Source organism: Halorubrum ezzemoulense DSM 17463, assembly GCF_002114285.1.
Classification (GTDB): Archaea; Halobacteriota; Halobacteria; order Halobacteriales; family Haloferacaceae; genus Halorubrum; species Halorubrum ezzemoulense.
In genome coordinates, this window is the sequence record NZ_NEDJ01000004.1 from 62,340 (window position 1) to 85,066 (window position 22,727).

General features: G+C 65.0%; 22 protein-coding genes. 10 read left to right on the top strand and 12 right to left on the bottom strand.

The window, feature by feature from the left end:
* Positions 1 to 6: 6 nt before the first annotated feature.
* Complete coding sequence (locus tag B9H04_RS02415) at positions 7 to 1,374, bottom strand: sulfatase (RefSeq protein ID WP_080508543.1); 1,368 nt, start codon at positions 1,372 to 1,374, stop codon at positions 7 to 9.
* 107 nt (positions 1,375 to 1,481) lie between these two features.
* Between B9H04_RS02415 and B9H04_RS02420 the strand changes: the two genes are divergently transcribed.
* Entirely contained in the window at positions 1,482 to 2,942 is a 1,461-nt protein-coding gene (locus B9H04_RS02420) for a sulfatase (RefSeq protein WP_162141805.1), read from the top strand.
* Here the strand turns inward: B9H04_RS02420 and B9H04_RS02425 are convergent.
* A complete protein-coding gene (locus B9H04_RS02425; RefSeq protein WP_049929730.1) occupies positions 2,936 to 3,736 on the bottom strand; it encodes a polysaccharide deacetylase family protein in 801 nt (266 codons plus the stop codon). The genes B9H04_RS02420 and B9H04_RS02425 overlap by 7 nt on opposite strands.
* 35 nt (positions 3,737 to 3,771) lie before the next feature.
* Here B9H04_RS02425 and B9H04_RS02430 point away from each other — a divergent pair, with 35 nt between their 5' ends.
* The gene (locus B9H04_RS02430) at positions 3,772 to 4,749 is read left to right on the top strand and encodes a glycosyltransferase family 4 protein (protein ID WP_085682411.1); all 978 of its coding nucleotides are present in this window, start codon (positions 3,772 to 3,774) and stop codon (positions 4,747 to 4,749) included.
* A 22-nt stretch (positions 4,750 to 4,771) separates the two neighbouring features.
* On the opposite strand, the gene B9H04_RS02435 is transcribed toward B9H04_RS02430, so the two are convergent.
* From B9H04_RS02435 to aglG, 4 genes are read right to left on the bottom strand one after another with little or no spacing between them, the layout of a single operon-like run.
* Positions 4,772 to 5,578, bottom strand: a complete 807-nt coding sequence (locus B9H04_RS02435) for a polysaccharide deacetylase family protein (protein ID WP_049929732.1) — start codon at positions 5,576 to 5,578, stop codon at positions 4,772 to 4,774.
* Positions 5,575 to 7,077: an alkaline phosphatase family protein gene (locus tag B9H04_RS02440; protein WP_049929733.1), complete on the bottom strand. Its 1,503-nt coding sequence runs from the start codon at positions 7,075 to 7,077 to the stop codon at positions 5,575 to 5,577. The genes B9H04_RS02435 and B9H04_RS02440 overlap by 4 nt, the downstream gene beginning before the upstream one ends.
* A 37-nt stretch (positions 7,078 to 7,114) precedes the next feature.
* Positions 7,115 to 8,263, bottom strand: a complete 1,149-nt coding sequence (locus B9H04_RS02445; RefSeq protein WP_049929734.1) for a glycosyltransferase — start codon at positions 8,261 to 8,263, stop codon at positions 7,115 to 7,117.
* 18 nt (positions 8,264 to 8,281) lie between these two features.
* On the bottom strand, positions 8,282 to 9,220 hold the full coding sequence (gene aglG / locus B9H04_RS02450) for a glucosyl-dolichyl phosphate glucuronosyltransferase (protein ID WP_049929735.1): 939 nt from the start codon (positions 9,218 to 9,220) through the stop codon (positions 8,282 to 8,284).
* 144 nt (positions 9,221 to 9,364) lie between these two features.
* Here aglG and B9H04_RS02455 point away from each other — a divergent pair, with 144 nt between their 5' ends.
* Both B9H04_RS02455 and B9H04_RS02460 read left to right on the top strand, forming a co-directional pair.
* Positions 9,365 to 12,523 carry an oligosaccharyl transferase, archaeosortase A system-associated gene (locus B9H04_RS02455; RefSeq protein WP_049929736.1) on the top strand — a complete coding sequence of 1,053 codons (3,159 nt, stop codon included), beginning with the start codon at positions 9,365 to 9,367 and terminating at the stop codon, positions 12,521 to 12,523.
* A 43-nt stretch (positions 12,524 to 12,566) separates the two neighbouring features.
* Positions 12,567 to 13,511, top strand: coding sequence for a DUF368 domain-containing protein (locus B9H04_RS02460; protein WP_049929737.1), 945 nt, complete (start codon positions 12,567 to 12,569; stop codon positions 13,509 to 13,511).
* A 153-nt stretch (positions 13,512 to 13,664) separates the two neighbouring features.
* On the opposite strand, the gene B9H04_RS02465 is transcribed toward B9H04_RS02460, so the two are convergent.
* Both B9H04_RS02465 and B9H04_RS02470 read right to left on the bottom strand, forming a co-directional pair.
* Complete coding sequence (locus B9H04_RS02465; protein ID WP_049929738.1) at positions 13,665 to 14,075, bottom strand: PIN domain-containing protein; 411 nt, start codon at positions 14,073 to 14,075, stop codon at positions 13,665 to 13,667.
* Positions 14,039 to 14,398 carry an AbrB/MazE/SpoVT family DNA-binding domain-containing protein gene (locus B9H04_RS02470; protein ID WP_049929739.1) on the bottom strand — a complete coding sequence of 120 codons (360 nt, stop codon included), beginning with the start codon at positions 14,396 to 14,398 and terminating at the stop codon, positions 14,039 to 14,041. Before B9H04_RS02470 ends, B9H04_RS02465 begins: the two co-directional genes overlap by 37 nt.
* 178 nt (positions 14,399 to 14,576) lie before the next feature.
* On the opposite strand from B9H04_RS02470, the gene B9H04_RS02475 reads away from it, so the two are divergent.
* From B9H04_RS02475 to B9H04_RS02490, 4 genes are all read left to right on the top strand, one after another.
* A complete protein-coding gene (locus tag B9H04_RS02475) occupies positions 14,577 to 15,137 on the top strand; it encodes a thioredoxin family protein (RefSeq protein ID WP_049929740.1) in 561 nt (186 codons plus the stop codon).
* A 96-nt stretch (positions 15,138 to 15,233) separates the two neighbouring features.
* Positions 15,234 to 15,929 carry a hypothetical protein gene (locus B9H04_RS02480; RefSeq protein ID WP_085682420.1) on the top strand — a complete coding sequence of 232 codons (696 nt, stop codon included), beginning with the start codon at positions 15,234 to 15,236 and terminating at the stop codon, positions 15,927 to 15,929.
* A gap of 66 nt (positions 15,930 to 15,995) precedes the next feature.
* On the top strand, positions 15,996 to 16,412 hold the full coding sequence (locus tag B9H04_RS02485) for an MPN domain-containing protein (protein ID WP_049929741.1): 417 nt from the start codon (positions 15,996 to 15,998) through the stop codon (positions 16,410 to 16,412).
* Positions 16,413 to 16,458: 46 nt separating this feature from the next.
* On the top strand, positions 16,459 to 16,785 hold the full coding sequence (locus B9H04_RS02490; RefSeq protein ID WP_049929742.1) for a DUF5789 family protein: 327 nt from the start codon (positions 16,459 to 16,461) through the stop codon (positions 16,783 to 16,785).
* A 37-nt stretch (positions 16,786 to 16,822) separates the two neighbouring features.
* On the opposite strand, the gene B9H04_RS02495 is transcribed toward B9H04_RS02490, so the two are convergent.
* A complete protein-coding gene (locus tag B9H04_RS02495) occupies positions 16,823 to 17,137 on the bottom strand; it encodes a PRC-barrel domain-containing protein (protein ID WP_049929743.1) in 315 nt (104 codons plus the stop codon).
* A gap of 147 nt (positions 17,138 to 17,284) precedes the next feature.
* On the opposite strand from B9H04_RS02495, the gene B9H04_RS02500 reads away from it, so the two are divergent.
* Positions 17,285 to 20,362 carry an FAD-binding and (Fe-S)-binding domain-containing protein gene (locus B9H04_RS02500; protein WP_085682412.1) on the top strand — a complete coding sequence of 1,026 codons (3,078 nt, stop codon included), beginning with the start codon at positions 17,285 to 17,287 and terminating at the stop codon, positions 20,360 to 20,362.
* A 21-nt stretch (positions 20,363 to 20,383) separates the two neighbouring features.
* On the opposite strand, the gene B9H04_RS02505 is transcribed toward B9H04_RS02500, so the two are convergent.
* The 3 genes from B9H04_RS02505 to B9H04_RS02515 all read right to left on the bottom strand — a co-directional run bounded on the left by B9H04_RS02505 (position 20,384) and on the right by B9H04_RS02515 (position 22,154).
* Positions 20,384 to 20,593, bottom strand: a complete 210-nt coding sequence (locus B9H04_RS02505; RefSeq protein WP_049929745.1) for a hypothetical protein — start codon at positions 20,591 to 20,593, stop codon at positions 20,384 to 20,386.
* A 21-nt stretch (positions 20,594 to 20,614) separates the two neighbouring features.
* Complete coding sequence (locus B9H04_RS02510; protein ID WP_049929746.1) at positions 20,615 to 21,610, bottom strand: DUF5787 family protein; 996 nt, start codon at positions 21,608 to 21,610, stop codon at positions 20,615 to 20,617.
* A gap of 97 nt (positions 21,611 to 21,707) precedes the next feature.
* Positions 21,708 to 22,154, bottom strand: a complete 447-nt coding sequence (locus B9H04_RS02515; RefSeq protein ID WP_049929747.1) for a bis(5'-nucleosyl)-tetraphosphatase — start codon at positions 22,152 to 22,154, stop codon at positions 21,708 to 21,710.
* Positions 22,155 to 22,326: 172 nt separating this feature from the next.
* Here B9H04_RS02515 and B9H04_RS02520 point away from each other — a divergent pair, with 172 nt between their 5' ends.
* A complete protein-coding gene (locus B9H04_RS02520) occupies positions 22,327 to 22,659 on the top strand; it encodes an uS10/mL48 family ribosomal protein (RefSeq protein ID WP_049929748.1) in 333 nt (110 codons plus the stop codon).
* Positions 22,660 to 22,727: the final 68 nt, after the last annotated feature.

A 22,727-nucleotide genomic window follows, 5' to 3' on the forward strand; every position in this document is an offset into this window, starting at 1 on the left:
TGAGAACTAGTCGACGTACCCAAGGTCTTCAAGCTGCTGTTTCACTTCATCGCTCTCTTCAACTTCTGGGAGGTCGGTGTCGGTCGCCTTCGCCTCGGCGATGTGATTTTCAAGCAAGGATTTGAATCGATCGACGACAGCCGGGTTCTCGTCGCTGATATCTCGAGTCTCGCTCGGATCCGACGCGATGTCGTACAGTTCAACTTCGTCGGTCTCACGCTCCCAGAAGAGTTTCCACTTGGGCGTCCGAGTTGTCAGCATGTCTCCGCCACGGGAAGTACAGAGGACGACGTGTTCCTCGTTCTCAGTACCATCGTCACCATCCATGGTATCCATGAAACTACGACCTTGTACGGTGTCAGGGGTATCTATGCCGACTAGGTCGTACAGTGTCGGCGGGACATCGATCAGGGAAACTTGCTGATCGATCTGAGGGCCGTTGCGACCGGGGATGTCAAACACTAGTGGGACGTGAATCAGCTCGTCGTAGTTGTACGGGTGGTGCCCGTAACGTCCGTGTTCGCCGAAGGCCTCCCCATGGTCCGCGGTAACGATCACGGCGGTCTGCTCGCGGACACCGCAGGCCTCAAGTTGCTCAAGCAGACGGCCCAAGTTGTGGTCCATGTATCGGATCTCACCGTCGTATAGATCAAGCAGATCTGCCCGGTCCTCGGTCGTGAGCGAGTTGGGATCCTCCTGCATACGGCCGTTTAGATCCGCCGTTCTGCGGGCTGAAAGTGGATCGACCCCAATCTCCTTGAGAAAGCGCTCCGGGGGTGTGAATGGGTAATGGACGTCCATATAATGTAGCCACATAAAGTAAGGCGTCTCGCCGTCCCAGTCGGTCTGGATCCACTCTACTGCCCGATCGGTTATATCCGCGGCTGGAGCGTAGGCTGAGGTGTCTGTTGCCATCGTCAGATAGTGCCAGCCGCGTCGCAGGAGGCTGTAAAGTTGCGAATCGGCAGGAACGTACTCGTCGACGAGGTTTTTGATTGTGAACGCCTCGTCGTCAGACTCAGCACCGTCGTTGAATACATCGAAACCTTTGTTGTAATTTTTTTCAGGACCAAGGTGCGGATTGGAGTGAAACCCTATGGTGGTCATGCCTGCGTCTCGGAGCGTGGACGAGAGAGCAGGGCGTCGTTCGTCAAGGTAGCGGTAGCCGCCGTACATCATTGGATAGGTTCCGGTGAGAAGGGTCGGAAAACTCGACGGCGTGTTGGGACCGTTTGCGTACGCCTCCGTGAACGAATGACCGGACGCAGCGAGTGAGGTGAGAGTCGGCGCGGGGTTCATCGATCTGTCGGAGTCTAGCGCTCGGTCGTATCGGAGGCTGTCTATTGTTACCAGCAAGACGTTCTCTACGGCCATCTTACATCTACTTGGACCAGTGTCGTATGAGTATTTTCCGCTCCCGCCGTAGGAATCCGAAAGAATACATTCGGCTACTGCGATTAGTCGACAACGGAATACTAACGATGGAAAACAACCACGCGTTTCTCTTGACCGCCGACGGGTTACGGTACGATCGACTCTCCGGAGCTGGGTATGATTCTCCGACTACGCCACAACTCGACGAAATTGCGATGTCGGGAGCCGCCTGCGAACAGGCGGTGGTCACGGGGACGGGGACGCGAAAGAGTTTTCCAGGAATACTAACCTCCTCGTATCCGCTGATGTACGGCGGGTATGCCCAATTGACAAAACACCGAACGACGCTGGCGAGCGCGTTCCGGGACGCTGGGTACGCCACAATTGGCGTCAACGCGAACGCTCAGTTACACTCCCGTTTCGGTTGGGACCGCGGATTCGATATCTACTTCGATAGCGAAAACACTGTCGTAAATAGAGAGATCGGAACGTTCAGCACCGATCGCGACGCCGGCAGCGAAGCCAGCGCGTTTCGTCAGCAGTTCGAGGATCTGAAGTCCGACATCTACGAGCAGCTGGATCAGGATGGCCTGCTCTACCGCCTACTCGAATCCGGGTACCGAACAGTCGAATCGCGCGAGCCGCCACACCCGACAGCTGACGAAGTCGTCGACCGCACGCTGTCATTCCTCGACAAGGCCCCAAATGATCGCCCGCTGTTCGTTTGGGTCCACTTCATGGACACCCACTCGCCATACGTCCCCCCTGAGTCCCACCGTGAGGCGGTCGACGCGCCCGACGTGGCAGATGGTCAACTCTGGGAGATCAACGACCAGCTCCATACCGACCCAGACAGCCTCTCTAACGCAGAGGTCGCGATGATCTCAGAAATGTACGACGCCTCGCTACACCACATGGACGATGAGATCGGCCGTCTGATCGATGGCTTCGAGGAACGCGGGCTGTGGAACGACTCGCAGGTTGCGTTCACTTCGGACCATGGCGAGGAGTTTCGGGAACACGGTGGGCTCACCCACTGTATCGAACCCTACGAGGAGGGCGCACGCGTTCCGCTCCTGTTCAGACTCGGTTCCGAGGAGCTGACAACCGTCGAAGGCATCACCTCGACCATCGATCTTGGGCCGACGCTACTTGACGCCGCTGTGGCCGACCCGGAAGTCCCGGATCAGTTTCACGGGCAAACGCTAGCTCCTGTCCTCCGCGGCGAGGAATCAATTTCCGAGGACCGGGCGGTGTTCATCCAAAACTCCAACCGGTCGGGGAGGGAAGTCAATCCCGACCTACGAATTACTGGCTGTCGGACCACCGAGTGGAAGTTCATCACGTCACTCGACAAGCAAATTAGGACTAAACTATTCCACCTCCCGAACGATCCGGGCGAAGAAAAAAATCTCGCCGACGACAAACCGGAACAGGTCGAGATATTCGAGAGAATCATTGCCGATCACTACGATCAACCGGCATATACCAACTACGGAATTGAGGGTGCGGTCGACACCGGTGATGTCGGCAATCGGCTCGAAGCGCTTGGGTATATTGATCACTGATCGTGGATTGATCTGTAGATTTCACTCGCGGTCACGAACGATCGCTCGGTCCGATTCAATAGTATCCGGAGGTCCGTTCGGAACTGTTCTCCGTCGTTTTCAAGTTCCTCGTATTTTGTCGCGTCGTAGGGGTGCATATACATCGAGAACACTGATGGCGTCGCGTCAAGGAGCCACGTGAGTGCGCGACGGCCGCTACAGAAGCGTCTATCCGAGCGGAGTTCGTGGGCAGTTGCGGTGATATTTCCTCCTAGACCAGCCCGCATACCGACCTTAGAGAGAAGCGGCGGCTCGCCGTAGGTCGTCGGCAGTTCGACCAAGCCACTCTTGTGCTCAAACGGCACGACTCGGCTGGTCACCTCGGCGGGCATGTGATCGCGATACCGTACATTGACCGACGCGTCCACCTCAAACCCGAGGTCGGCAAGTACGTTGAGCGTAGCTGGTTCAATCTTGTGTCTGCCGGCCCGGAAAGCCGTAAGGACAGTCTCATCGAGACCGGCCGCCTGGGCCACGGACTTCCGAGTCTGGGATATAAGGTCGCGCTGGCGAGCGGGATCGAGCTCAGCGAGGTTGTCGTCCCTGTGGCCGAACTCCCGCGGGTGGACGTGGACGCCCACCTCATGGTCAGCGGCCAGTCGTTTTAAGATATCCGGACGCTCAGTCGCGATCCGGTAGGTAGCATATACAGTTCCACGGGGCACAATGGAGTTGTACCAGTCCATCGCCTCGGCGACGCCGTCAAATGATCCGTCCTTATTAGGTTCAAGATCGACGGAAAAGGCTATGGACATAAGTGATTAAATGTTCTCTATGGGTGATAATAGTAATGTCGCAGTCCGCCCTTTACCTCGGGAGCCGGTGTCCGCCGAACATGGAGGCCTACCTAGATTCTCTGCTCTACCAGACACGGGAAGAGGAACTCTGGTTCGAACTGATTGTGGTCGGGAACTGCCGCGTGCCGGTGTGGCTAACCGACGCTGACAGGATTTCTGTAACTCGGTACAGTGCTCCACAAAAGACCGGATTCGAGCGGGCTCGAATTACCGCCAACGTGGTCAGACGATATCTGCGGGAGAATGACCCTGACACAATCAGACAGATCACTCAGCCCCGATGGCATGCCCCCGGCGTCTTGGCGGGCGCTATTGGGTCTGACGTGCGAGGCTATACCCGGGCATCTGCGTCGCTGTTCGGCGAGTATCGCGAGGCTCCGTCCCCGGTTCGGGCATGGCTAGCGAACAACGCACTCGGACGGTCGATATTTCTCTCCGACGCGGTCTACACGCCCAGATACGGCGGCGTCGAGGTGCCCTGGTGGGCGCCGGCTGACATAGTAAGAGAGGAACGAACCGTTAACGGCGACCGTTTCTCGCCCGAAGTCGCGCCCCGTGAGGATCTGTTCTCGCAGGACTGCGACCGGGTGCTAACCGTTGGTCGAATTTCCCGGCGGAAGGGGACCGATCTGCTACTAAAGGTCGCTAAACGCCTCAACACCGCGGAGTTCGTCGTCGTGGGGGCAGTCGGGGACAAGAATCTTGCGGCCCGCCTTGACGACTCTTCGAACGTTCGTCGTTATCCGCCAGTAAACTACATCGAGATGCCGGAACTGTACGCCGCCTCCGACCTCGTCCTCTCCGTTTCCCGGCTGGAGTGGGGCGGTGTATCGCGCGCGATGCTCGAAGGGAAGGCAACTGGCCTCCCCGTTATCGCGCTCGATCGTAAGGAAGCGGGTTCCGTCGCCAACACCACGGTTCAGGAAGACCCTGACGCAATCGCTGACGCCGTGCGGCGAATCCTAGGCTGAGTTGTCTCCAGTACGGATCCCTTCAGGCCTCTATCGCGGACATTGTCACCGGCTCCAGCTCCGTAGCAGCCCGCTCGCATAGTCGCTCGAACGCGTCGAATTCGTCAGCGATATTCATACAGGCGGGGTGCGCGAGCACCGTCGCGGGGCAATTTTCATTCACATGATCGGCGACACAGCTAAGCACCCAATCGAGCCAAGCATCGGCCTCACGGGCCTCGGAACCAAAGGGGCCATTGAAGTCGTTTGCGGCGACATATTCGGACGTCCGGAACGAATGGTATATGTGGTCATGATCCGGAGGAGTGTTTATTGGCACCATCGTCAAGCCACCGTCGGTGCGCGCATCACCGTCGGGTTCGATGGTGTCTGAGAAGTGCGTGACACCGTACTGTGCGAGCAGGTTGACGGTGTGACTGTCGTGGCGGTACGCATGATCACGCCAAGCCGTAACGGTCACACCGAGATCCGAAAACACATCTAGCGTTCGGCGGATTTCGTGAGCTTGGAACGGTCGCGGCCCGTTCCAAGAGCCGATCCGGCCATCGGTGACTTTCTCGAGCGCCCGCCAAGCGGTGTGTACCGGGGTCGTGAACGCCCAATAGTTGTGGCCGCCGAGTTCGATGTTCTCCATGGCCGCGAGGCGTTTCACCCGCTCCGGTTCCTCTTCGGCGGCCTTCCCGGTCACGAACAGCGTCACTGGAACGTCGTACTCTGCGGCGATCTCGGCGTATTCGATTGCCGCTTCTACTTCAGTCTGATCCATGTACTCTTGATCCCGTGTCTCCAGAGACATGTGGTGAACATCGCCGGTGAGACAGACCGTCATTCGAGGTACCCGAGATCCTCTAGGCGAGCCGCCACCTCGTCGTCGGCACTTTCGTCGATCGACGCGAACGGGATCGGCTCGCGAGACGCGACCGAACGCCCGCCCGTCAGTTGCGGTTCACCGTCCATGTCGGTCGGGACGGCGACGCCGAGCTGGTGAAGCAGCGTCGGAGCAACGTCCGTGATTGACATGGTATTGTTGAGCGACTCGTCCTGCGTATCAGCCCCGGTAGCGAGGAACAGGCCGGTCCGAACGTTCTCGGCCTTCCACTTGCCCGCGTCCGAGAACACCGGATTGTCGCCGATTGCACCGCTCGTGTGAACGCCCTCGCGCTGATCAAAAATAACATTGGGCGCTTCGTCGACGAACTCACCTTCGTACGCCCCCTCACGCGTGTACACCGCACTCGCGATCGGCTTCCCACCGCGTTCGAGTTTCTCGAGGTCGCGGACGAGCTCCTCGGTCCGAGAGTCGTCGATCAGATATATCAGTCCCTGTCCGCTCGCGATTGCGTCGCTGCGTTCCCAGTCCACCTTGTCGAGCTTCTGCTCGCGTTTGAATCCCTCTTCATCCTCGGGGACGGCGTCCTTGACCGACTCCGGCGTGAGTGACGTGATCAGCCCGTGAACACCGAGGCGATGTGCGAGCTGCGAGACGCGCTTCTTGTTGATCCCGAACTTAGAGAACGTGTCGGACGCTCCCGTCTCGGTAACGAGGTACCCCTCGCGCTCCAGCCAGCTGTTGGCATGGAACACCGTGTCCACGTCGGTACAGCCGTGATCGGACATCAGGTAAAGCGTCGCATCGGGGTACGCGTCGCGGATCTCACCGATGTGTTCGTCGATGACCTGCCAGCCTCGCTTCGTCACGTCGTCACGCCAGAAGAAGTGCTGGAGAACGTTGATGTAAAACACCGTTAGATGGGCCACGTCGACCGGGCGGTCCGAGAGAAGTTCGCGGAACGTCTCGAATCGCTCGTCGATCAGGTCGACGAGAGCAGATGCCGCCTCGTGGTCCTCGTTCGACGTGACGGGGATCTTCGGATGGAGTCGATAGTCGCGCTCTTCGAGTTCGTCTTCGAGCGCTTCAGGGTAGGTGTAATCGTCCTGTTCGCTTCCGGGACCCCCAGCTACCATCCAGCCGTCCACCTCGAACGTCGGATACGACATCGGGAGGTTCATGATTCCGACGGTCTTCCCGGCGTCGTTCAGATAATCCCAGTAGTTACTCGATTTAAACGACCGGGATGTCGGCGTCGTGAGCGTTCGGTTTTCAGTGTCGATCTTCTCCCACCAAAAGACGCCGAGCTTTCCGGGGTTCTTGCCCGTCGAGTAGCAGCGCCAGTTCGGACACGTGACCGGTGGCGGACAGCTCTCCATATCGCTCCACGTCCCCTCCTCTCGGAGCGCTTGGACGTTCAGAAGGTCGCCGCTCTCGAGCCACGGCTCTAGCAGGTCCCAGTTGGCCCCATCGAGACCGAGGACGATCGTCTCCGTCATCGTTCAATCGTCCTTCGCTACTCGGGAGGAGTATATGTTACTGGCGGACGCGTCGCTGGAGATCGGCGTGCCAGTCCGCGATGGTATCACGGGCTTCCTCGGTGAACGTATTGATAGAGAATCGAGAGACGTGTTTCTCAGGATCGACAGTCAGGTGCTTTTCGGCAAATTCACCGATACTCCGTTGGATGCTACCCGCTGTCCCGTCGTGAAGTCGTCCGTTCTCCTCGCTAACAAAGAGTCCCGGGAACCCTTCGTCTCGGGATAAAACCGGCTTCCCGCTCGCGTTCGCCTCGATAGGAACGATTCCAAAGTCTTCGTTGTACCCGTTGAACACGACCGCGGTACAGCACGCTAGTAGCTCGAACTTCTCGGTCTCATCGACGAAGCCACGCCACTCGATATTCTTGGCGCGCTCGATCCGATCGAGGACCGCATCGTCGACGTCGCCGGCTCCGCCGGCCATCACCAGACGCTCGTCCAGTTCCTCGAACGCCGAAACGACCTCGGGAACGCCCTTCTCCTCGTCGAGCCGACCGAGGTGAAGGAAGTATCCGTGATCGCCGTCGTTGTGGTACCGATCCAGTTCGACGGGAGGATATAATACCTCCGAGTCCCGCTTGTAGTACTTCCAGAGACGACGTCCGATGATCGGGCTGTTGACGAAGTAGTGATCGACGCGCGGATCGACCGCCACGTCTCGCGTCCGGAGGTAGCGTATCATCGGTCGCGAAAGAGCTCCGAACAGCGAGTCCTTGCGGTCGTGGTAGAGGTCGTAGAACCACCGAGGCGGAGAGTGACAGTAGTTCACGTGAAGCGTGTCGTCGGGCGTAATGACCGCCCGCGTCGTCGCACCCGATGTAACCAACACATCTGGATCGCCGAACTCCCGCCAGTTGACGTCTTCCCACTGTGAGTACTCGAAGAGGCGGCCAGCCCGCCGCTGTAGTCGCCGGAGCGCCGAGTAATCGAGATTGGGGGTTACGTCCTCGAACGTCACCGACCCGTACGGGTTGGGATCGTCCGGGTCGGGCTCGCCGAGCGTGTAAACGCGCTCCGCGTCGACAGCCTCCGCGAGCTTCGTGACGAGGTACTCGGCGCCGCCCCACGCGTTGACGTGCCAGTGGGCGACCGCGATGTCGAGATCGTCGAATTCGACGGGCTCGTCAGCGGCCGACGCGTCCATATCGAGCCTGAAGGCAGGTCATCGAAAAAGTGTGTCGTCATCCCAGTCCCAGAGGGCGTACGCGTATCCCAATCCGACAGCGGCGGTGAACTGGAAAAGAGAGAGAAACTGAAACAGACCGGCCACCGAGGGATCTCGAATCAGCGTCGCGGTCCGTGTCGGTACCGAATCGGTCGCCAAGGTTGTGAGAAACGCTCCCTCTTCTCCTCCTTCGTCGTCGACGAACGACTCCATCGCTCGCTTCGAATACCCCTGCCAGAACGCCCGATCAACCAACCACCGGAACTCAGTCCGGTACTCGAACACCTTGTGAGCAACCTCGGCTTCCGGATCGTACCACACGCCCCGCCCGTACTCCTCTCGCATCCGTGCGCACAGCTCGGTCTCCCCCCCTTGGAGGTTCTTGTCGCCCTTCCGCCCGCCGACGTCGACGTCGAACCCTCCCAACTCCGTGAACACATCCGCTCGGAACGAGATGTTCGAGCCAAAGGTGTTGCGCACCTCGCCCGGGCCGTCCGCGAATCCGCGATGCGTCACGCCGACCAGCCAGTAGAACTCCTCGGGGAGAAACGAGGGCTTCCCGGAGATCCATTCCGGCGTCATCTTCCCGCCGGCCGCGATCGCGTCCTCCTCCTCATACGCACGGACCAGCCGCTCGGCCCACGCCTCGTTCGCCACCGCGTCGTCGTCGATGAACCCGACCACGTCGCCGGACGCCAGCTCGGCGCCGCGGTTCCGACTCGCCAGCAGTCCCACGTTCTCGTCGTTACACGCGATCACCGTGTCCTCGCGGTCGCCGTAGTCCTCAACGACGCGGTCGTACACTTCCGGCGTCCCGTCGACAACCACGACGAGCTCAACATCGTCGTACGTCTGCGCGAGGACACTGTCGGCGGCCTCGCGGAAGTGCTCGTACATGTCCAGTGTGTACGTACAGATGACGACCGAGACCTTCACACCGAGACGCTTTCGACCCGCGCGCTTAGGGTTTCCGCCTCGCTTCGGGCCCGGAACGTGTCTGCGGGTAAACACGCCCGAACACGCGCGGCGGACGCGGGTAGATGACAAGCCTTATGCGCGTTTTGACAGTGCCATGGGACAATGAGCGATTCGAACGATCCGCCGGACGAATCGGACTCGTCCCCGTCCGATCTCCTCGCGCGGTGGTATCACGTTCCCGCCCTCCTCGGCGTGGTCGCATTCATGTTGTGGACGCGACTGCGCTCGTACGGGAATTTCGTACAGAACGGCGAGGTGTACTTCCGGGGGAACGACCCGTGGTACCACCTCCGCACAACGAGTTACCTCCTCGAAAACTGGCCGAATACGCTCCCGTTCGACGTCTGGACCGGCTTCCCGCTCGGAACGAACGCCGGCCAGTTCGGTACTCTCTGGGATCACATCATGGCGGTCGGCATCTGGGTCGCCCGACCGATCATGGGCAGTACCGAGGAGGTCATGCTCGTCATGGCCCCAATCGCCGGCGCGCTCGTCGCGGTGCCGACGTACTTCATCGCGCGTCGTTTCGTTGACCGCGTGCCCGCACTTGTCGGCGCCGCGACGCTGGCGCTGTTCTCCGGGACGTTCCTCCGGTACAGCCTCGTCGGGTTCCCGGACCACAGCGCGGCTGAGGTCCTCTTCCAGAGCACCGCTATTCTCGCGTTCCTCGTCGCGCTCGGCGTCGCCGAACGCGAGAAGCCGGTGTGGGAGCTCGTGGTCGACCAAGACTGGGACGCGCTCCGTAAACCGATCACCTACGCCGCCGCGGCCGGAGTCGCGCTCGGCCTCTACATGTGGACGTGGCAGCCGGGTATCCTGATGGTCGGCTTCACTGGGATCTTCCTCGCGGTCAAACTCACAAGCGACACCTACCACGGCAAAAGTCCCGAGCCGGTCGCGTTCGCCGGCGCGGTCGCACTGTCGGTCGCTGGCCTGATGCAGGTCATCCCACTCGATACCTTCCGGTTCGCGGTGAGCGAGTACTCGTTCCTACAGATCGTCACGCCGCTCGCCGTCGCGCTCGGCGCCGTCTTCCTCGCGTGGCTCGCCCGTCAGTGGGAGGCGCGCGACCTCGGGACCAATACCTACCCCGCTGCGGTCGGCGGGCTCATCCTCGCATCTGCGGGATTCGTCTGGCTTGCCCTCCCGTCGCTGTGGTCGACGATAGTAGGTAACCTCCTCAACACCGTCGCCTTCTCCGCGAGCGCCGGAGCTCGCACGATCGGCGAGGCCCAACCGCCCCTCCAGGGCGCCTCCTTCTCGAACTTCGTCCTCTCGCAGTACGGCCTCGCCTTCTTCCTCGCCCTTGCCGCAGTCCTCTACATCGTCGCGCGGCCGTTGTACCGCTCTGACGACACGAACCACACGCTATACATCCCGGCCGCGCTCGCGGTTATCGGCTCCGTCTACGCCGTCCCGCAGGCGTACAGCGCGATCGGCGGCGTCGTCGGCGTCGACTGGCAGGTGATCGGTCTCCTCATCGCCGCCGCCTTCCTCGTCGGTGCGACGCTGCTCGTCGAGTACGACGCCGAGGAGCTGTACTTCGTCGTGTGGGCGGCGTTCATCGGCAGCGCCGCATTCACCCAAGTCCGCTTCAACTACTACTTCGCCGTCGTCGTTGCGGTCGGCACGGCGTACTTCATCCAGGTCGCGCTCGACGCGCTCGAACTCACCTCCTTCGACGCCCTCCGCGACATCGAGGGATGGCAGGTGCTGACGGCGGTCGCGGTGTTCGCTGTCCTCCTCCTCCCGCTCCTCTTCCCGGCCGCCGGTGCCGCCCCGGTCTGGGTGGAGGGCAACTCGAGCAGTCCCGGCAGCGTCGTCCAGTGGGACGAGAGCCTCCAGTGGATGAACGACGAGACGCCCCAGCCGGGCGAACTCGAGGGCGCCGACGACCCCATGGAGCTGTACGGCACCTACGAGCGGCCGGCCGACGGCGACTTCGAGTACCCCGAGGGCGCGTACGGCGTCCAGTCGTGGTGGGACTACGGCCACTGGATTACCACGCGCGCCGAGCGCATTCCGAACGCCAACCCGTTCCAGCAGAACGCGGGCGAGGCGGCCGACTACCTGCTCGCACCGAGCGAGGAGGAGGCCGCGGAGGTGCTCGCGAGCCAGAGCACCGAGGGCAACGACACCCGCTACGTGATGGTCGACTGGCAGATGGCGTCGCCGAACTCCAAGTTCAACGCGCCGGTCACCTTCTACTCGGGGAACGAGACGGTCAACGACTTCAACGAGCTACTCTACGAGCGGGTCCAAGGGCAGAACGGGCAGCAGGGAGGACTCCGGCCGGCCCTCCAGACGCGCACCCAGCGCTACCACGAGAGCCAGATGATCCGGCTCTACCAGCACTACGGGAGCGCGGTCGAGCCGGACCCGGTCGTCCTCGACTGGGAGCCGCAGACGGCACAGACCCAGTCCGGCGAGCAGGTCGATATCAAGGTCCTGCCGAGCGAAGGACAGCCGGTCCAGCGGTTCGATAACCTCTCTGCCGCGCGGTCATACGTCGAGGAAGACGGCTCGGCGCAGATCGGCGGCGTGATGGGCGTCCCGACGGACCGCATCGACGCACTCGAACACTACCGGTTGGTCCACGCCACGCAGGCGCCGGGTCGGTCTCCGTACGCCCAGCAGGCGCAGATACTCGCCCAGCGGTTCGGCGTCGACCTCCGGGCGACGTTCGGTCAGTCGCTGTTCGGCGCGTTCAGCGACGACTTCGTCAAGACGTTCGAGCGGGTGCCGGGCGCGACCGTCGAGGGATCGGGCGCGGCCCCCGGGCAGGAGGTCGAGGCGACGGTCGAACTCGAGAAGCCGAACGGACAGACGTTCGAGTACACGCAGTACGCGACCGCGGACGACGACGGGAACTTCGAGTTCACGCTCCCGTACTCGACGACGGGGTACGACGAGTTCGGCCCCGAGAACGGGTACACGAACACGAGCGTCCGCGCGACCGGCCCGTACAATGTCACCACCGAGCGAACGACCGGCGACGACCTCTACACTACACAGCGCGTCGGCCAAGTCGAGGTGACCGAGGGCCAAGTCGTCGGCGCCGACGACGCCGCAGCCACCGTCGAACTCGAAGAGCAAATCGTGGACTGTCCGAGCGGCGACGCCGACTGCCCGGTCGGCGGCGGGAGTGACAGCGGCGGCTCGACGAACTCGACCGACGCGGGATCCCCGCTCGGCGCCGAGCCGACCGCGGCGACGACCGCGAGCGGACTGGTCGCCCCCACCGAGCCCGCGGCCGCCTGATCTCGGGTCTTTCATTACGGACGCTCCGCTTTTTATCGTACGAATGGCCGGACTCCGCGACTGGGCGACGCTGTATCTGAAGGGCGTGGCGATGGGCAGCGCCGACGCCGTCCCGGGCGTCTCCGGCGGCACCATCGCCCTGATCGTCGGGATCTACGAGCGCCTGATCGCGGCGGTCACCGCGGTCAACCCCGAGCGAGCGCGCCGCGTGCTCGCGGGCGTGCGGCCCGGACGCCGCGCCGACGCTCGGGCCGCGTTCCGGGAGGTCGACGGCGCCTTCCTCCTCGTGCTGGGGGGTGGGATCGGGACCGCGGTCGTGACCGTGTTGAGCGCGGTGAACCGCCTGCTGGCCACGCAACCGGTGGCGACGTACGGCTTCTTCTTCGGGCTGATCGCGGCGAGCGCCGCGGTGTTGCTCGGCGATGTCGACCTCTCGACGCCGCGCCGGAAGTCCGCCGCAGTCGCCGGGTTCGCGCTCGCGTTCCTCGCGTCGGGCGTCGCCGCGACCGCGCTCGGGAGCTCGCTGCCGGTCGTCTTCGTCGCCGGGGCGGTCGCGGTCAGCGCGATGGTGCTGCCGGGGATCTCGGGTTCGCTGCTGCTTATCGTCCTCGGCCAGTACGAGTACATGTCCGGCGTCGTGTCTCGATTCGTCGACGGCGCGGGCGCGCTCGCGCTCGGAAACGGGGGAGACGCGCTCGTCGAGACGCTGCCGCCGGTGGCGGCGTTCCTGCTCGGCGGCGTCGGCGGGCTCTTCACGATCGCCCACGCCGTCCGATACGCGCTGGCCCGGGCGCGGGCCGCGACGCTCGCCTTCCTCGTGAGCCTGATCGTCGGGGCGCTGCGCGCGCCGCTCGTGGAGGTGTCCGCCCGGCTGGCCGAGAGCGGCGAGTCGTGGCGGGCGGCCGCCCCGCGGTTCGCGCTGGCGGCGCTCGTCGGTGCCGGGCTCGTGGCCGTTCTGAATCGTTACTCCGCGGCGATCGAGTACTGAGCGGCGGGTCCGGTCGCGGCCAAGAAGGGAAAGCGGGTCACAGCTAGTCTGCCGTCACCAACCACCCCCAAATGGGTGGCCTTGTCGGTGGCCCGGGTTCTGGCCGACCTTACAGAGAACAGAGGGGAGAGCCCACAACAGTCGTGGAGGAAGTCAAGCTGGTTCGGTCCGGAACCGAGTGATCGGAACATCGATGACATCGTCGTAGCCGTCGTCGGCACCGACCAACAGCACCCCGCTGACGTGGGCTGCTGTCCCGAGCGCAAAAGCATCATCGAGTGCTGGCGAGTAGCGGAATTTGAAGTCGGCTGCTCGCGCCCATGTCTGTTCGGTGTCGATGCGACGGATGCCACTTTCCTCGAGGACGTCGACGACGGCATCAGCCCGGTCCTCGCCGTCGATTGCCCGCACGATATAGTGGACCTCGGCAAGATTGATCGCCGAGATGTAACCGTCTGCTGCGCCTTCAATGGCGTCAACGTACGTCTCGACGGTGTCGCTCCCTGGTTCGTTACAAAAACACGCGATTAGTGGTTCAGCGTCGAAGACGATCGTTTCGGGAATCTCAGCGCAGTCCGTCGTTCGTCAGCCTCGTCGTCACCGGCGTAGCGCTGTCGCAACTCTTCTTCACTGGCTTTGTCCGCTGTACGTTCCTCTTGGAGGCGCTCCGTTGCTGAGCACCCCTGCTCATCGGTTTTTCCTTCCAAAACCCCACGCAGGTCTGTAACCGAGCGGATGGGGCGGACAACGATGTCGCCCTCTTCAGTGCGAATGAACTTCACACGGCCGGGCGTGTCGATACCCAACTCCTCACGGAACTCCTTCGGGATTGTGGCTTGCCCGCGCGACGTTACGGACACCACCTTTTCAGACTCCGTCTCGCTTATACTATTTCTTATTAATACTTTTGTTTGGTCATATAAAACGCTAGCGTTGAGTTAGGTAGTTAATAGATCAGATCAGACATTGACTCGCCGGTCTCGAGTGTGCGGCCCGTCGTGGACCCTGACTCGACACCTAGAGTAGCTCGCAACGCCTTTTCAGTGTCCGCCCGTACGGCCGCGTATGGTCCAGATGGAATCCGACTCGGAACTCGACCGCGACGACGCCGCGCCCGACTTCGAACTGCCCGGCGCGGACGGCGAAACCCACGCGCGCGACGACTTCGAGACGGACGCGCTGCTCGTCGTGTTCACGTGTAATCACTGCCCGTACGCGAAGGCGAAGATCGACCTGCTGAACGAGATTGCGGCCGAGTACGACGATCTCGCGGTCGTCGGGATCAACCCCAACGACGCCGATGCATACCCGGAGGACTCCTTCGAGGCGATGCGCGAGGCCGTCGCCGACGGCACCGTCGCGTACGACGCGTACCTTCGCGACGAGACCGGCGAGGTCGCGGCCGCCTACGACGCCGTCTGTACGCCCGACCCGTTCCTCTTCGGCCGCGAGGACGGCGAGTGGCGGCTGCGCTACCACGGCCGGCTCGACGACGCGCTCAACCCCGACGACGAGCCGACAGAGCTCTACATCCGCGACGCAGTCGACGCCGTCCTCGCGGGTGAGGACGTCGAGATTCCGGACCGGCCCTCGCGCGGCTGCTCCATCAAGTGGCCCGGCGAGTAGCGGACGGTAGTGAGCGACCGACGCCCTCCCGAAGTCGGAACGCCGCACTAACAGAGACGACTTAACAAGGGACCGGGTCGAACGGGTGGTATGAGCATGAAAGGCGACGAGCCGGACCTCCACGAGATCGACCGGTACGACGGCGGCGTCGGCTGGCTCGCGTACCCCAACGAGACGATGGAGCGCGCGAGCCACGCGTTCGCGGTCGAGAACGAGGAGGCGGACGCGGACGACGTGTGGGTCGTCGACCCGGTCGACGCGCCCGGTGTCGACGACCTCCTCGACGGGCTTGGCTCCGTCGCCGGCGTCGTGGTCGGACTGGACCGCCACGTGCGCGACAGCGGCGAACTCGCCGCCCGCCACGACGCCCCGGTGTACGTCCCCGAGTGGATGACCGGCGTCACCGAGGATCTCGGCCCCGATGTCGACGTCGAGCGGTTCGGGTCGCGGCGCGCGGACACCGGGGTCGAGGCGAGCCGGATCCGCGACTCGTCGGTGCCGCCGTGGCAGGAGGTCGGGCTCTTCGACGGCGAGACGCTGATCGTCCCGGAGTCGCTCGGGTCCGCGTCGTACTTCCGCGGCGACCGCGAGCGCCTCGGCGTCCACCCGATGCTGCGGCTCACCCCGCCGACGAGCGCGCTCTCCGGGCTCGACCCCGAGCGCGTGCTCGTCGGTCACGGCGTCGGCGTCCACGAGCGAGCCGCGGTCGCCGTCGAGGACGCCATCTCGGACTCGCGGCGCAAGGCGCCCGGGCTGTACGCGAAGACGCTCGCGTCCGCGCTGCCGTTCTGAACGCGACCGAGCGGGGCGACCCGTGCGTGTCCTTTTGCCAATCCGTCCCATAGCGGAGGTCGAACAGTGATCTACGTCACCCGCGACCTACTGGCCGTACTCCGCGAGCGCGCCGCGAGCGAGGACCCAGACGGTGTGAACGTCCGGCTCTCCGCGACGCCGGCCGGCGAGTTCGAGGCCGACATCGGGCTCGACCCGGAGACGCCGGTGGTGACTCACTTCACGCTGCCGTCGGTCGGGAATTCGGTCAACTCCGTGTTCGGCGTCGACCTCGGCACGCCGGCCGGCGAGGGGGGCGCGCGGTTCCTCTCGCACCCGGACGGGTTCCTCGGGGTGTCGCGCACCGACGACCTCGCGGCCGTGGTGATCGTCGCCGTCCCGCCGTACGACGGCGACTCTGTCGCGGCCTTCGACCGCTCCGGAACGGGAGTCGAACTGGCGGTCGTCGACGCCGCTCCGCCGAGCGAATCCGTGCCGGAGTGAGCGGAGAACAGGGGTTTCAAGCCGTCGGAGGGAATACCCCGGCGTAATGGCAGCACGGCCACCCGGCGGCGGCGACACGAAAGAGCCCGAGGCTATCGAGTTCGGTATCGCCGCGCTCGACGCCCGGCTCGACGAGGCGGACGTGTCGTTCCCCGCGACGACCGCGGAGCTCCGCGACGCGCTGGGCGATCAGGAGGTTCCCTACGACGCGCAGGGGCGCTCCCTCGCGCTCGCGGACGCGCTCGACCGCGTGCCGCAAGAGAAGTTCGAGAACGAGACCGAGTTCCTCGACGCCCTGTACCCGGTGTTCGACGAGGCGCGCCGCGAGGAGCGCGGCGTGATCGCCAGCCTCCGCGACGCGTTGCCGTTCTGAGCGGGAGCCAAGGGGGTCTGGGAGCGGCCGGCCGCGCCTAGCGCGCCTCCGAGCGCGCCTCGACCTCCGGCGCCTCCTCGTCGGGCTCGCCGGCGTCGTATCGTTCGATGACGTCGTTGATTAGGACGACGTCGCCGACGGCGCGGACCCAGCGGTACGGAACGATGACGCCGGTCGAGCCGCCCACCTGCCCGGCGAACAGCTCGTGGTTGAGTTCGGCGAGCGCGAGTCCGGTCACGGCGCGGGCGTCCAGATCGAGCTGGATGTCCTCGACTTCGCCGACGAAGACGCCGTTGCTCGAGTACACCTCGCGACCGACGAGCGACGTGATCTCCTCGGGGGCTGCGTTCATACTCGGTACGGTCACGAGCGCGCCTATTAAGCGTTCGTTGTCGAACGACGCGCGTCGGACGGTGAGCGCGGGCTGGTCCCGCGGCCCGGGTTCCCGCCGCGCGCCGACGGCAGGAGGTTTTTCATAATTCGACCGTGAGGGATTCGTATGGCGACGAACACCTCGGAGCCGGACCCGACAGACGGCGGGGACTTCGACTACACCGGCGGGACGGTGGAACGGCCGGATCTCGTCGACGCGCTCGATCGCCGAGTGGACGGCGACGTGCGGTTCGACGACTACTCGAAGCGGCTGTACGCGACCGACGCCTCGGCGTACGAGGTCACGCCGATCGGCGTCGTGATCCCGGAGTCGACCGCGGACGTGGCCGCGGTCCACGAGTACTGCTTCGAGGAGGGGATCCCCGTCCTCCCCCGCGGCGGCGGTACCTCGCTCGCCGGCCAGACCGTGAACGAGGCGGTCGTCCTCGACCTGACCGACGAGATGGACGGCGTGCTGTCGACGGACCCCGACGCGGAGACCGCCCGCGTTCAGGCTGGCGCGTACGTGGGCGACCTCAACGCCGCGGTCGAACCGGCCGGGCTGAAGTTCGCACCCGACCCGGCGTGGCGCGACAAGTCCGCGGTCGGCGGGGCGATCGGCAACAACTCCACCGGCGCGCACTCGCTGAAGTACGGCAAGACGGACCACTACGTCGAGGAGTTGGAGGTCGTCCTCGCCGACGGCACCGTGACGACGTTCGGCGAGGTGGCGGTCGAGGAGCTCCGCGAGTCAGCGGACCCCGACGCCGACGGGCTCCTCCCGAGGATCCACGCCGAGGTCGTGCGGATCCTCGACGAGGAGGCCGACGAGATCGACGAGCGCTTCCCGGAGCTGAAGCGGAACGTTTCCGGCTACAACCTCGACCGCCTGCTCGCCGAGTACCGCGGCGAGCACGGCGAGGAGGGCGTCGTCAACCTCGGCCGCCTCATGGCCGGCAGCGAGGGGACGCTCGCGACCGTGACTGAGGCGACCGTCTCGCTCGTCGAGATCCCGGAGACGAAGGCGGTCGCGCTGCTGACCTACGAGGACCTCCTCGACGCGATGGAGGACGTCGCCGCGTGCCTCGAACACGACCCCGCCGCCGTCGAGGTAATGGACGACGTCCTCCTCGGGCTCGCGGCCGACACGCCGGAGTTCGAGGACGTCGTCGGGATGTTACCCGACGGCACCGACTCCGTGCTGCTCATCGAGTTCTACGCCGAGGACGACGCGACGGGAGAACAGAAGGTCGCGGACCTGATCGCGGACCGGGTCGGCGCGGCCGACGGCGCCGCGGGAGCCCGCGTCGAGACGACGACAGACCCGAGCGCGGGCGCCGCAGAGACGACGAGCCACCCTCGTCGCGCAGTCGACGCGCTGGAGGCGCACGACCCGGACGAGCGCGACCGGTTCTGGAAGATGCGGAAGGCGGGGCTACCGATCCTCCTCTCGCGCACCACCGACGAGAAGCACATCTCCTTCATCGAAGACTGCGCCATCCCGCCGGAACACCTCCCGGAGTACACCCGCGAGTTCCAAGAGATTCTGGAGGACAACGACACCTTCGCCACCTTCTACGCGCACGCCGGCCCGGGTGTGTTACACATCCGTCCGCTCATCAACACGAAGGAGGTCGACGACGTGGAGGCGATGCTCGACATCGCCGACCGCGTCACCGACGCGGTGGTCCGGCGCGGCGGCTCCGTCTCGGGCGAACACGGCGACGGCCGCGCGCGGACCCAGTGGAACCGGAAGCTGTACGGCGACGACCTCTGGGAGTCGTTCCGCGACCTCAAGACCGCGTTCGATCCCGACTGGCCCCTCAACCCGGGCAACGTCTGCGGCGACGTCGACATGGGCGAGAACCTCCGGTTCGACGCCGACTACGAGTACGACGCCGGGTTCGACCCCGCGATGGAGTGGGCGGTCGACAACGGGATGCAGGGGATGGTGGAGCTCTGCCACGGCTGCGGCGGTTGCCGCGGCCCGCAGGAGACCACCGGCGGCGTGATGTGTCCCACTTACCGCGCCTCCGAGGAGGAGGTCCAGTCGACCCGCGGGCGGGCGAACATGCTCCGCGGGGCCATCTCCGGCGAGCTCCCGGACGACCCGACGGACGACGAGTTCGTCACCGAGGTGATGGACCTCTGCGTCGGCTGTAAGGGGTGTAAGGTGGACTGCCCGAGCGGCGTCGACATGGCGAAGCTGAAGGCGGAGGTCGAGCACGCCCACCACGAGGAGCACGGGATCGATCTGCGGACGCGGCTGCTCGGACGCTTCGAGTCGCTCGCGCCGCTCGCCTCGAAGCTCGCGCCGCTCTCGAACCTCCCGAACAAGATCCCCGGGAGCGGGCTCATCGCGGAGAAGGCGCTCGGGATCGCGAGGGAGCGGGACCTCCCCGAGTTCCGCTCTGAGACCCTCGTCGACTGGTTCGAAGCCCGCGGCGGCGCGGGCGTCTCGCGCGAGGAGGCCGACCGCGACGTGCTGCTGTTCCCCGACGTGTACACGACATACACGAACCCCGGCGCGGGGAAGGCCGCGGTGCGCGTGCTGGAGGCCGCGAACTGCCACGTCGAGATCCCGGACGTCGACGGGAGCGGGCGGCCGCCACACTCGAAGGGGATGCTCGACGTGTCGCGCGCGACGGCGAGGGACGCCGTGGAGACGCTCGCCCCCCGGGTCCGGGATGACTGGGAGGTGGTCGTCGTCGAACCGTCCGACGCCGTGATGCTCCAGTCCGACTACCACGACCTGCTCGACGGCGAGGCCAGCGACGTGCCGGACGAGGACGTGGCCGCCGTCTCGGAGAACGCCTACGGCGTCATGGAGTACGTCGACGCCCACCGGCTCGACGAGACTCTCTCCCTCGACGCCCCGACGGAGTCGCTCACCTACCACGGTCACTGTCACCAGAAGGCGACGAAGAAGGACCACCACGCGGTCGGCGTCCTCCGGCGCGCGGGCTACGGCGTCGACCCGCTCGACTCCTCCTGTTGTGGGATGGCGGGCTCGTTCGGCTACGAGGCCGAGCACTACTCGATGAGCAAGGCGATCGGCGAGAACCTCTTCGAGCAGGTGGACGCCAGCGACGGCGACGGTCTCGTCGCCCCCGGAACGTCCTGCCGGACGCAGCTGGAGGAGGGGCCGGGCGAAGTGCCGGAGCCGTCGCATCCCGTGGAGAAGCTGGCGGCCGCGCTGGCGTAGGGGGACGGCTCGTTCGGGCGGTCACCCGGCGTCAGACCACACGTTCGCCCCGGCAAGCGCGATGAGGTACGAGAACGCCGGGAACGTCACCGCGACCACGGCGAGAAACGCCGGGTCAAGCCCGCCGGGGTCCTCGGAGAGCCAACCGGTGTACTGGAGGACCCCAAGCGTGAGGACCACGACGGCCGTGTTGAGCGCGTACTCGGAGAGCGGAGGGTTCGGGAACCGCATGCGACCTGCTGGCGCCCTCGGTCACTCAACGCTTTCGACCCGATCTCGTTCGCGCTCGCGACGCCGCGCCAGCAGCCGCTCGATACCCTTCCCCGGTCCGCCCTCGATCGGCCACCCATTCGTGCGCCACTGCGGGGGTTCCGGCGAGAACTCCGGACAGCACCCCGAACACTCCCGCGCGGTGGGGACCTTCCCCTTCGCCGCGCAGTAGGGGACGAGCGCGCGCCCCTCGCGGCGGAGTTCGAAGTGTCGGCAGTCCGGCCGCATCGTGTCGTGGAAGGTGCGCCACCCCTTCCCGTAAGCGCGCTCGGCGATCTCTAGGCGGAGCGTCTCCGTCGCGGCGTCACGTCGCTCGCCCGGTCCGGGAGAGAGGGCGCTCGGGTGCCACGCCACGTCGACCGCGTCGGCGTCGACGCCCGCGGAGAAGTCGGTCGCGAGGACCCCGGCCTCGACGGGCATCTCGCGGAGGAGGGCGGGCTCGACGCGTTCACCGGTCGTCTCGGTCGCGAGCCAGACCTCGTCGGCGAGCGCGGTCTCGACGTCGTGTTCGAGCTGGTCGGCGAGCCTGTCGGCCGCGCTGGCGTCTAGGTCCGGCTTGTTCTCGACCGCGACGATCCGCTCGACCCAGTCCGGATACGGTCGCTTGCGGCGGATCTGAATCCGGTTCCCGTCGCGCCGCTTCTCGATCAGGCCGCGGCCCGCCGCCCGGTGGACCGCCTGTCGAACGTAGCGCCACGGGTAGCCGGGGTCGGGCAGCGCGTCGCGGTACCACGCCCACGCGGCGGGCGCGCCGCGGACGACGTGGAGGAGGTCGGAGTCGATGGCCCGGTCGCCGAACGCGCGCCGCCGTTCGAACGCCGCGGGGTCGACCTCGATCACGACGGTGTCCCAGCGGCGCGCCTGCGTGCCGAGCTGGCGGGCGACGAGCGCGGGACGGCGTCCCTCGCTCGGGTGCCACTCCAGCTCGGCGTACCGACAGACCAACAGCTCGTAGCCGAACTCGGCGTCGGGCGTCACTGTCCACACCGTCGCGGGGCGCGGACAAAAGCGAAACGCTCGGGGCGGGGGCGCCCGCTGTCGGCCGATCGATCGCGCGCCCGTCTCCGCCCCCCGATCAGACGTACTTCCCGTCCTCCTCGTCTTTCCGCTCGTCGAGGTACACGTGGGCCTCCTCGAGGATCTCGCGCGGGCCGTCTTGGGTGATCGTGTTGAGCGCCTGGTCGTAGTCGCGCCACTGGAGGTCGCGGTGCTCCTTCGAGAGTTCGGCGCTCGCCTCGAACGAGCGGGCGATGAACAGGTGGACCGTCTTGTGGATGGTCTTGCCGTTCGCCTCGAACACGTAGTCGTACTCCTCGCGGAACCCGTCGATCAGCCGGAAATCCTCGATCCCGGCCTCCTCGCCGACTTCTCGTATCGCCGTCTGCTGGAGCTCCTCGTCCCCCTCGACCCCGCCTTTGGGGAACTCCCAGTCCCCCGGTCGGCTCTTCAGGAGCAAGTACTCCCGTTCGCCGCGGGTATCGCGGAAGAGGATGGCTCCGGCACTGGTCGCTTCGACCGTCATTGGCCGCAGGTAAGCGATCACCCCTAAAGAGCGTGTCGGACTCCCGAACGGATCCGAACGGCTCGGCCGCGTCGACCGGTCTTCGGCCGGATTCGCGGCGGGGTCTCGCGCGGCGACCGCGGGTAGGTGCGTTTTTACCGCTCCGGCGGTCATTCACGCACGACCCCCAGCCATGACCTTCGTCACGAAACTCCACTTCGCGTCCGGCGACCGCGACGTGCTCGCCGAGACTGTCCAAGAGCTCAAAGAGACGCTCGAACGCAAGGGCGCCGAGTGTAAGGGCCCGCACGCGAGCCCCTCGGAGCGCGTCACCGTGCCGCTGTACAAGGACCTCTCACCGGGCGACGAGTTCTCGCCGTGGCGCTACGACGTGTATCACCGCTCGATGGAGATCCACGGCGCCGACGACATCGCGCGGTCCGTCGTCGCGCGCGGCTTCCCCGACTCGATCCACGTCGAGGTCGAGGTCGGCCAGAAGAAACCGCTCGGTCACCGGCGCGACTGAGTCGCTCGACGCCGCCGAACCGACCGACGACTCCGGTCACGGCTGCGGTTTTCGCCGCGTCGGAATCC

Excerpts from the sequence above, each read along its gene's own strand:
- B9H04_RS02490 (WP_049929742.1), top strand. The coding sequence starts at position 16,459 with ATGGCAGCACGGCCACCCGGCGGCGGCGACACGAAAGAGCCCGAGGCT.
- B9H04_RS02495 (WP_049929743.1), bottom strand. The coding sequence starts at position 17,137 with ATGAACGCAGCCCCCGAGGAGATCACGTCGCTCGTCGGTCGCGAGGTG.
- B9H04_RS02435 (WP_049929732.1), bottom strand. The coding sequence starts at position 5,578 with ATGACGGTCTGTCTCACCGGCGATGTTCACCACATGTCTCTGGAGACA.
- B9H04_RS02420 (WP_162141805.1), top strand. The coding sequence starts at position 1,482 with ATGGAAAACAACCACGCGTTTCTCTTGACCGCCGACGGGTTACGGTAC.
- B9H04_RS02520 (WP_049929748.1), top strand. The coding sequence starts at position 22,327 with ATGACCTTCGTCACGAAACTCCACTTCGCGTCCGGCGACCGCGACGTG.
- B9H04_RS02430 (WP_085682411.1), top strand. The coding sequence starts at position 3,772 with ATGTCGCAGTCCGCCCTTTACCTCGGGAGCCGGTGTCCGCCGAACATG.
- B9H04_RS02480 (WP_085682420.1), top strand. The coding sequence starts at position 15,234 with ATGAAAGGCGACGAGCCGGACCTCCACGAGATCGACCGGTACGACGGC.
- B9H04_RS02425 (WP_049929730.1), bottom strand. The coding sequence starts at position 3,736 with ATGTCCATAGCCTTTTCCGTCGATCTTGAACCTAATAAGGACGGATCA.
- B9H04_RS02445 (WP_049929734.1), bottom strand. The coding sequence starts at position 8,263 with ATGGACGCGTCGGCCGCTGACGAGCCCGTCGAATTCGACGATCTCGAC.
- B9H04_RS02505 (WP_049929745.1), bottom strand. The coding sequence starts at position 20,593 with ATGCGGTTCCCGAACCCTCCGCTCTCCGAGTACGCGCTCAACACGGCC.
- B9H04_RS02415 (WP_080508543.1), bottom strand. The coding sequence starts at position 1,374 with ATGGCCGTAGAGAACGTCTTGCTGGTAACAATAGACAGCCTCCGATAC.
- B9H04_RS02460 (WP_049929737.1), top strand. The coding sequence starts at position 12,567 with ATGGCCGGACTCCGCGACTGGGCGACGCTGTATCTGAAGGGCGTGGCG.
- B9H04_RS02500 (WP_085682412.1), top strand. The coding sequence starts at position 17,285 with ATGGCGACGAACACCTCGGAGCCGGACCCGACAGACGGCGGGGACTTC.
- B9H04_RS02475 (WP_049929740.1), top strand. The coding sequence starts at position 14,577 with ATGGTCCAGATGGAATCCGACTCGGAACTCGACCGCGACGACGCCGCG.
- B9H04_RS02455 (WP_049929736.1), top strand. The coding sequence starts at position 9,365 with ATGAGCGATTCGAACGATCCGCCGGACGAATCGGACTCGTCCCCGTCC.
- B9H04_RS02515 (WP_049929747.1), bottom strand. The coding sequence starts at position 22,154 with ATGACGGTCGAAGCGACCAGTGCCGGAGCCATCCTCTTCCGCGATACC.
- B9H04_RS02440 (WP_049929733.1), bottom strand. The coding sequence starts at position 7,077 with ATGACGGAGACGATCGTCCTCGGTCTCGATGGGGCCAACTGGGACCTG.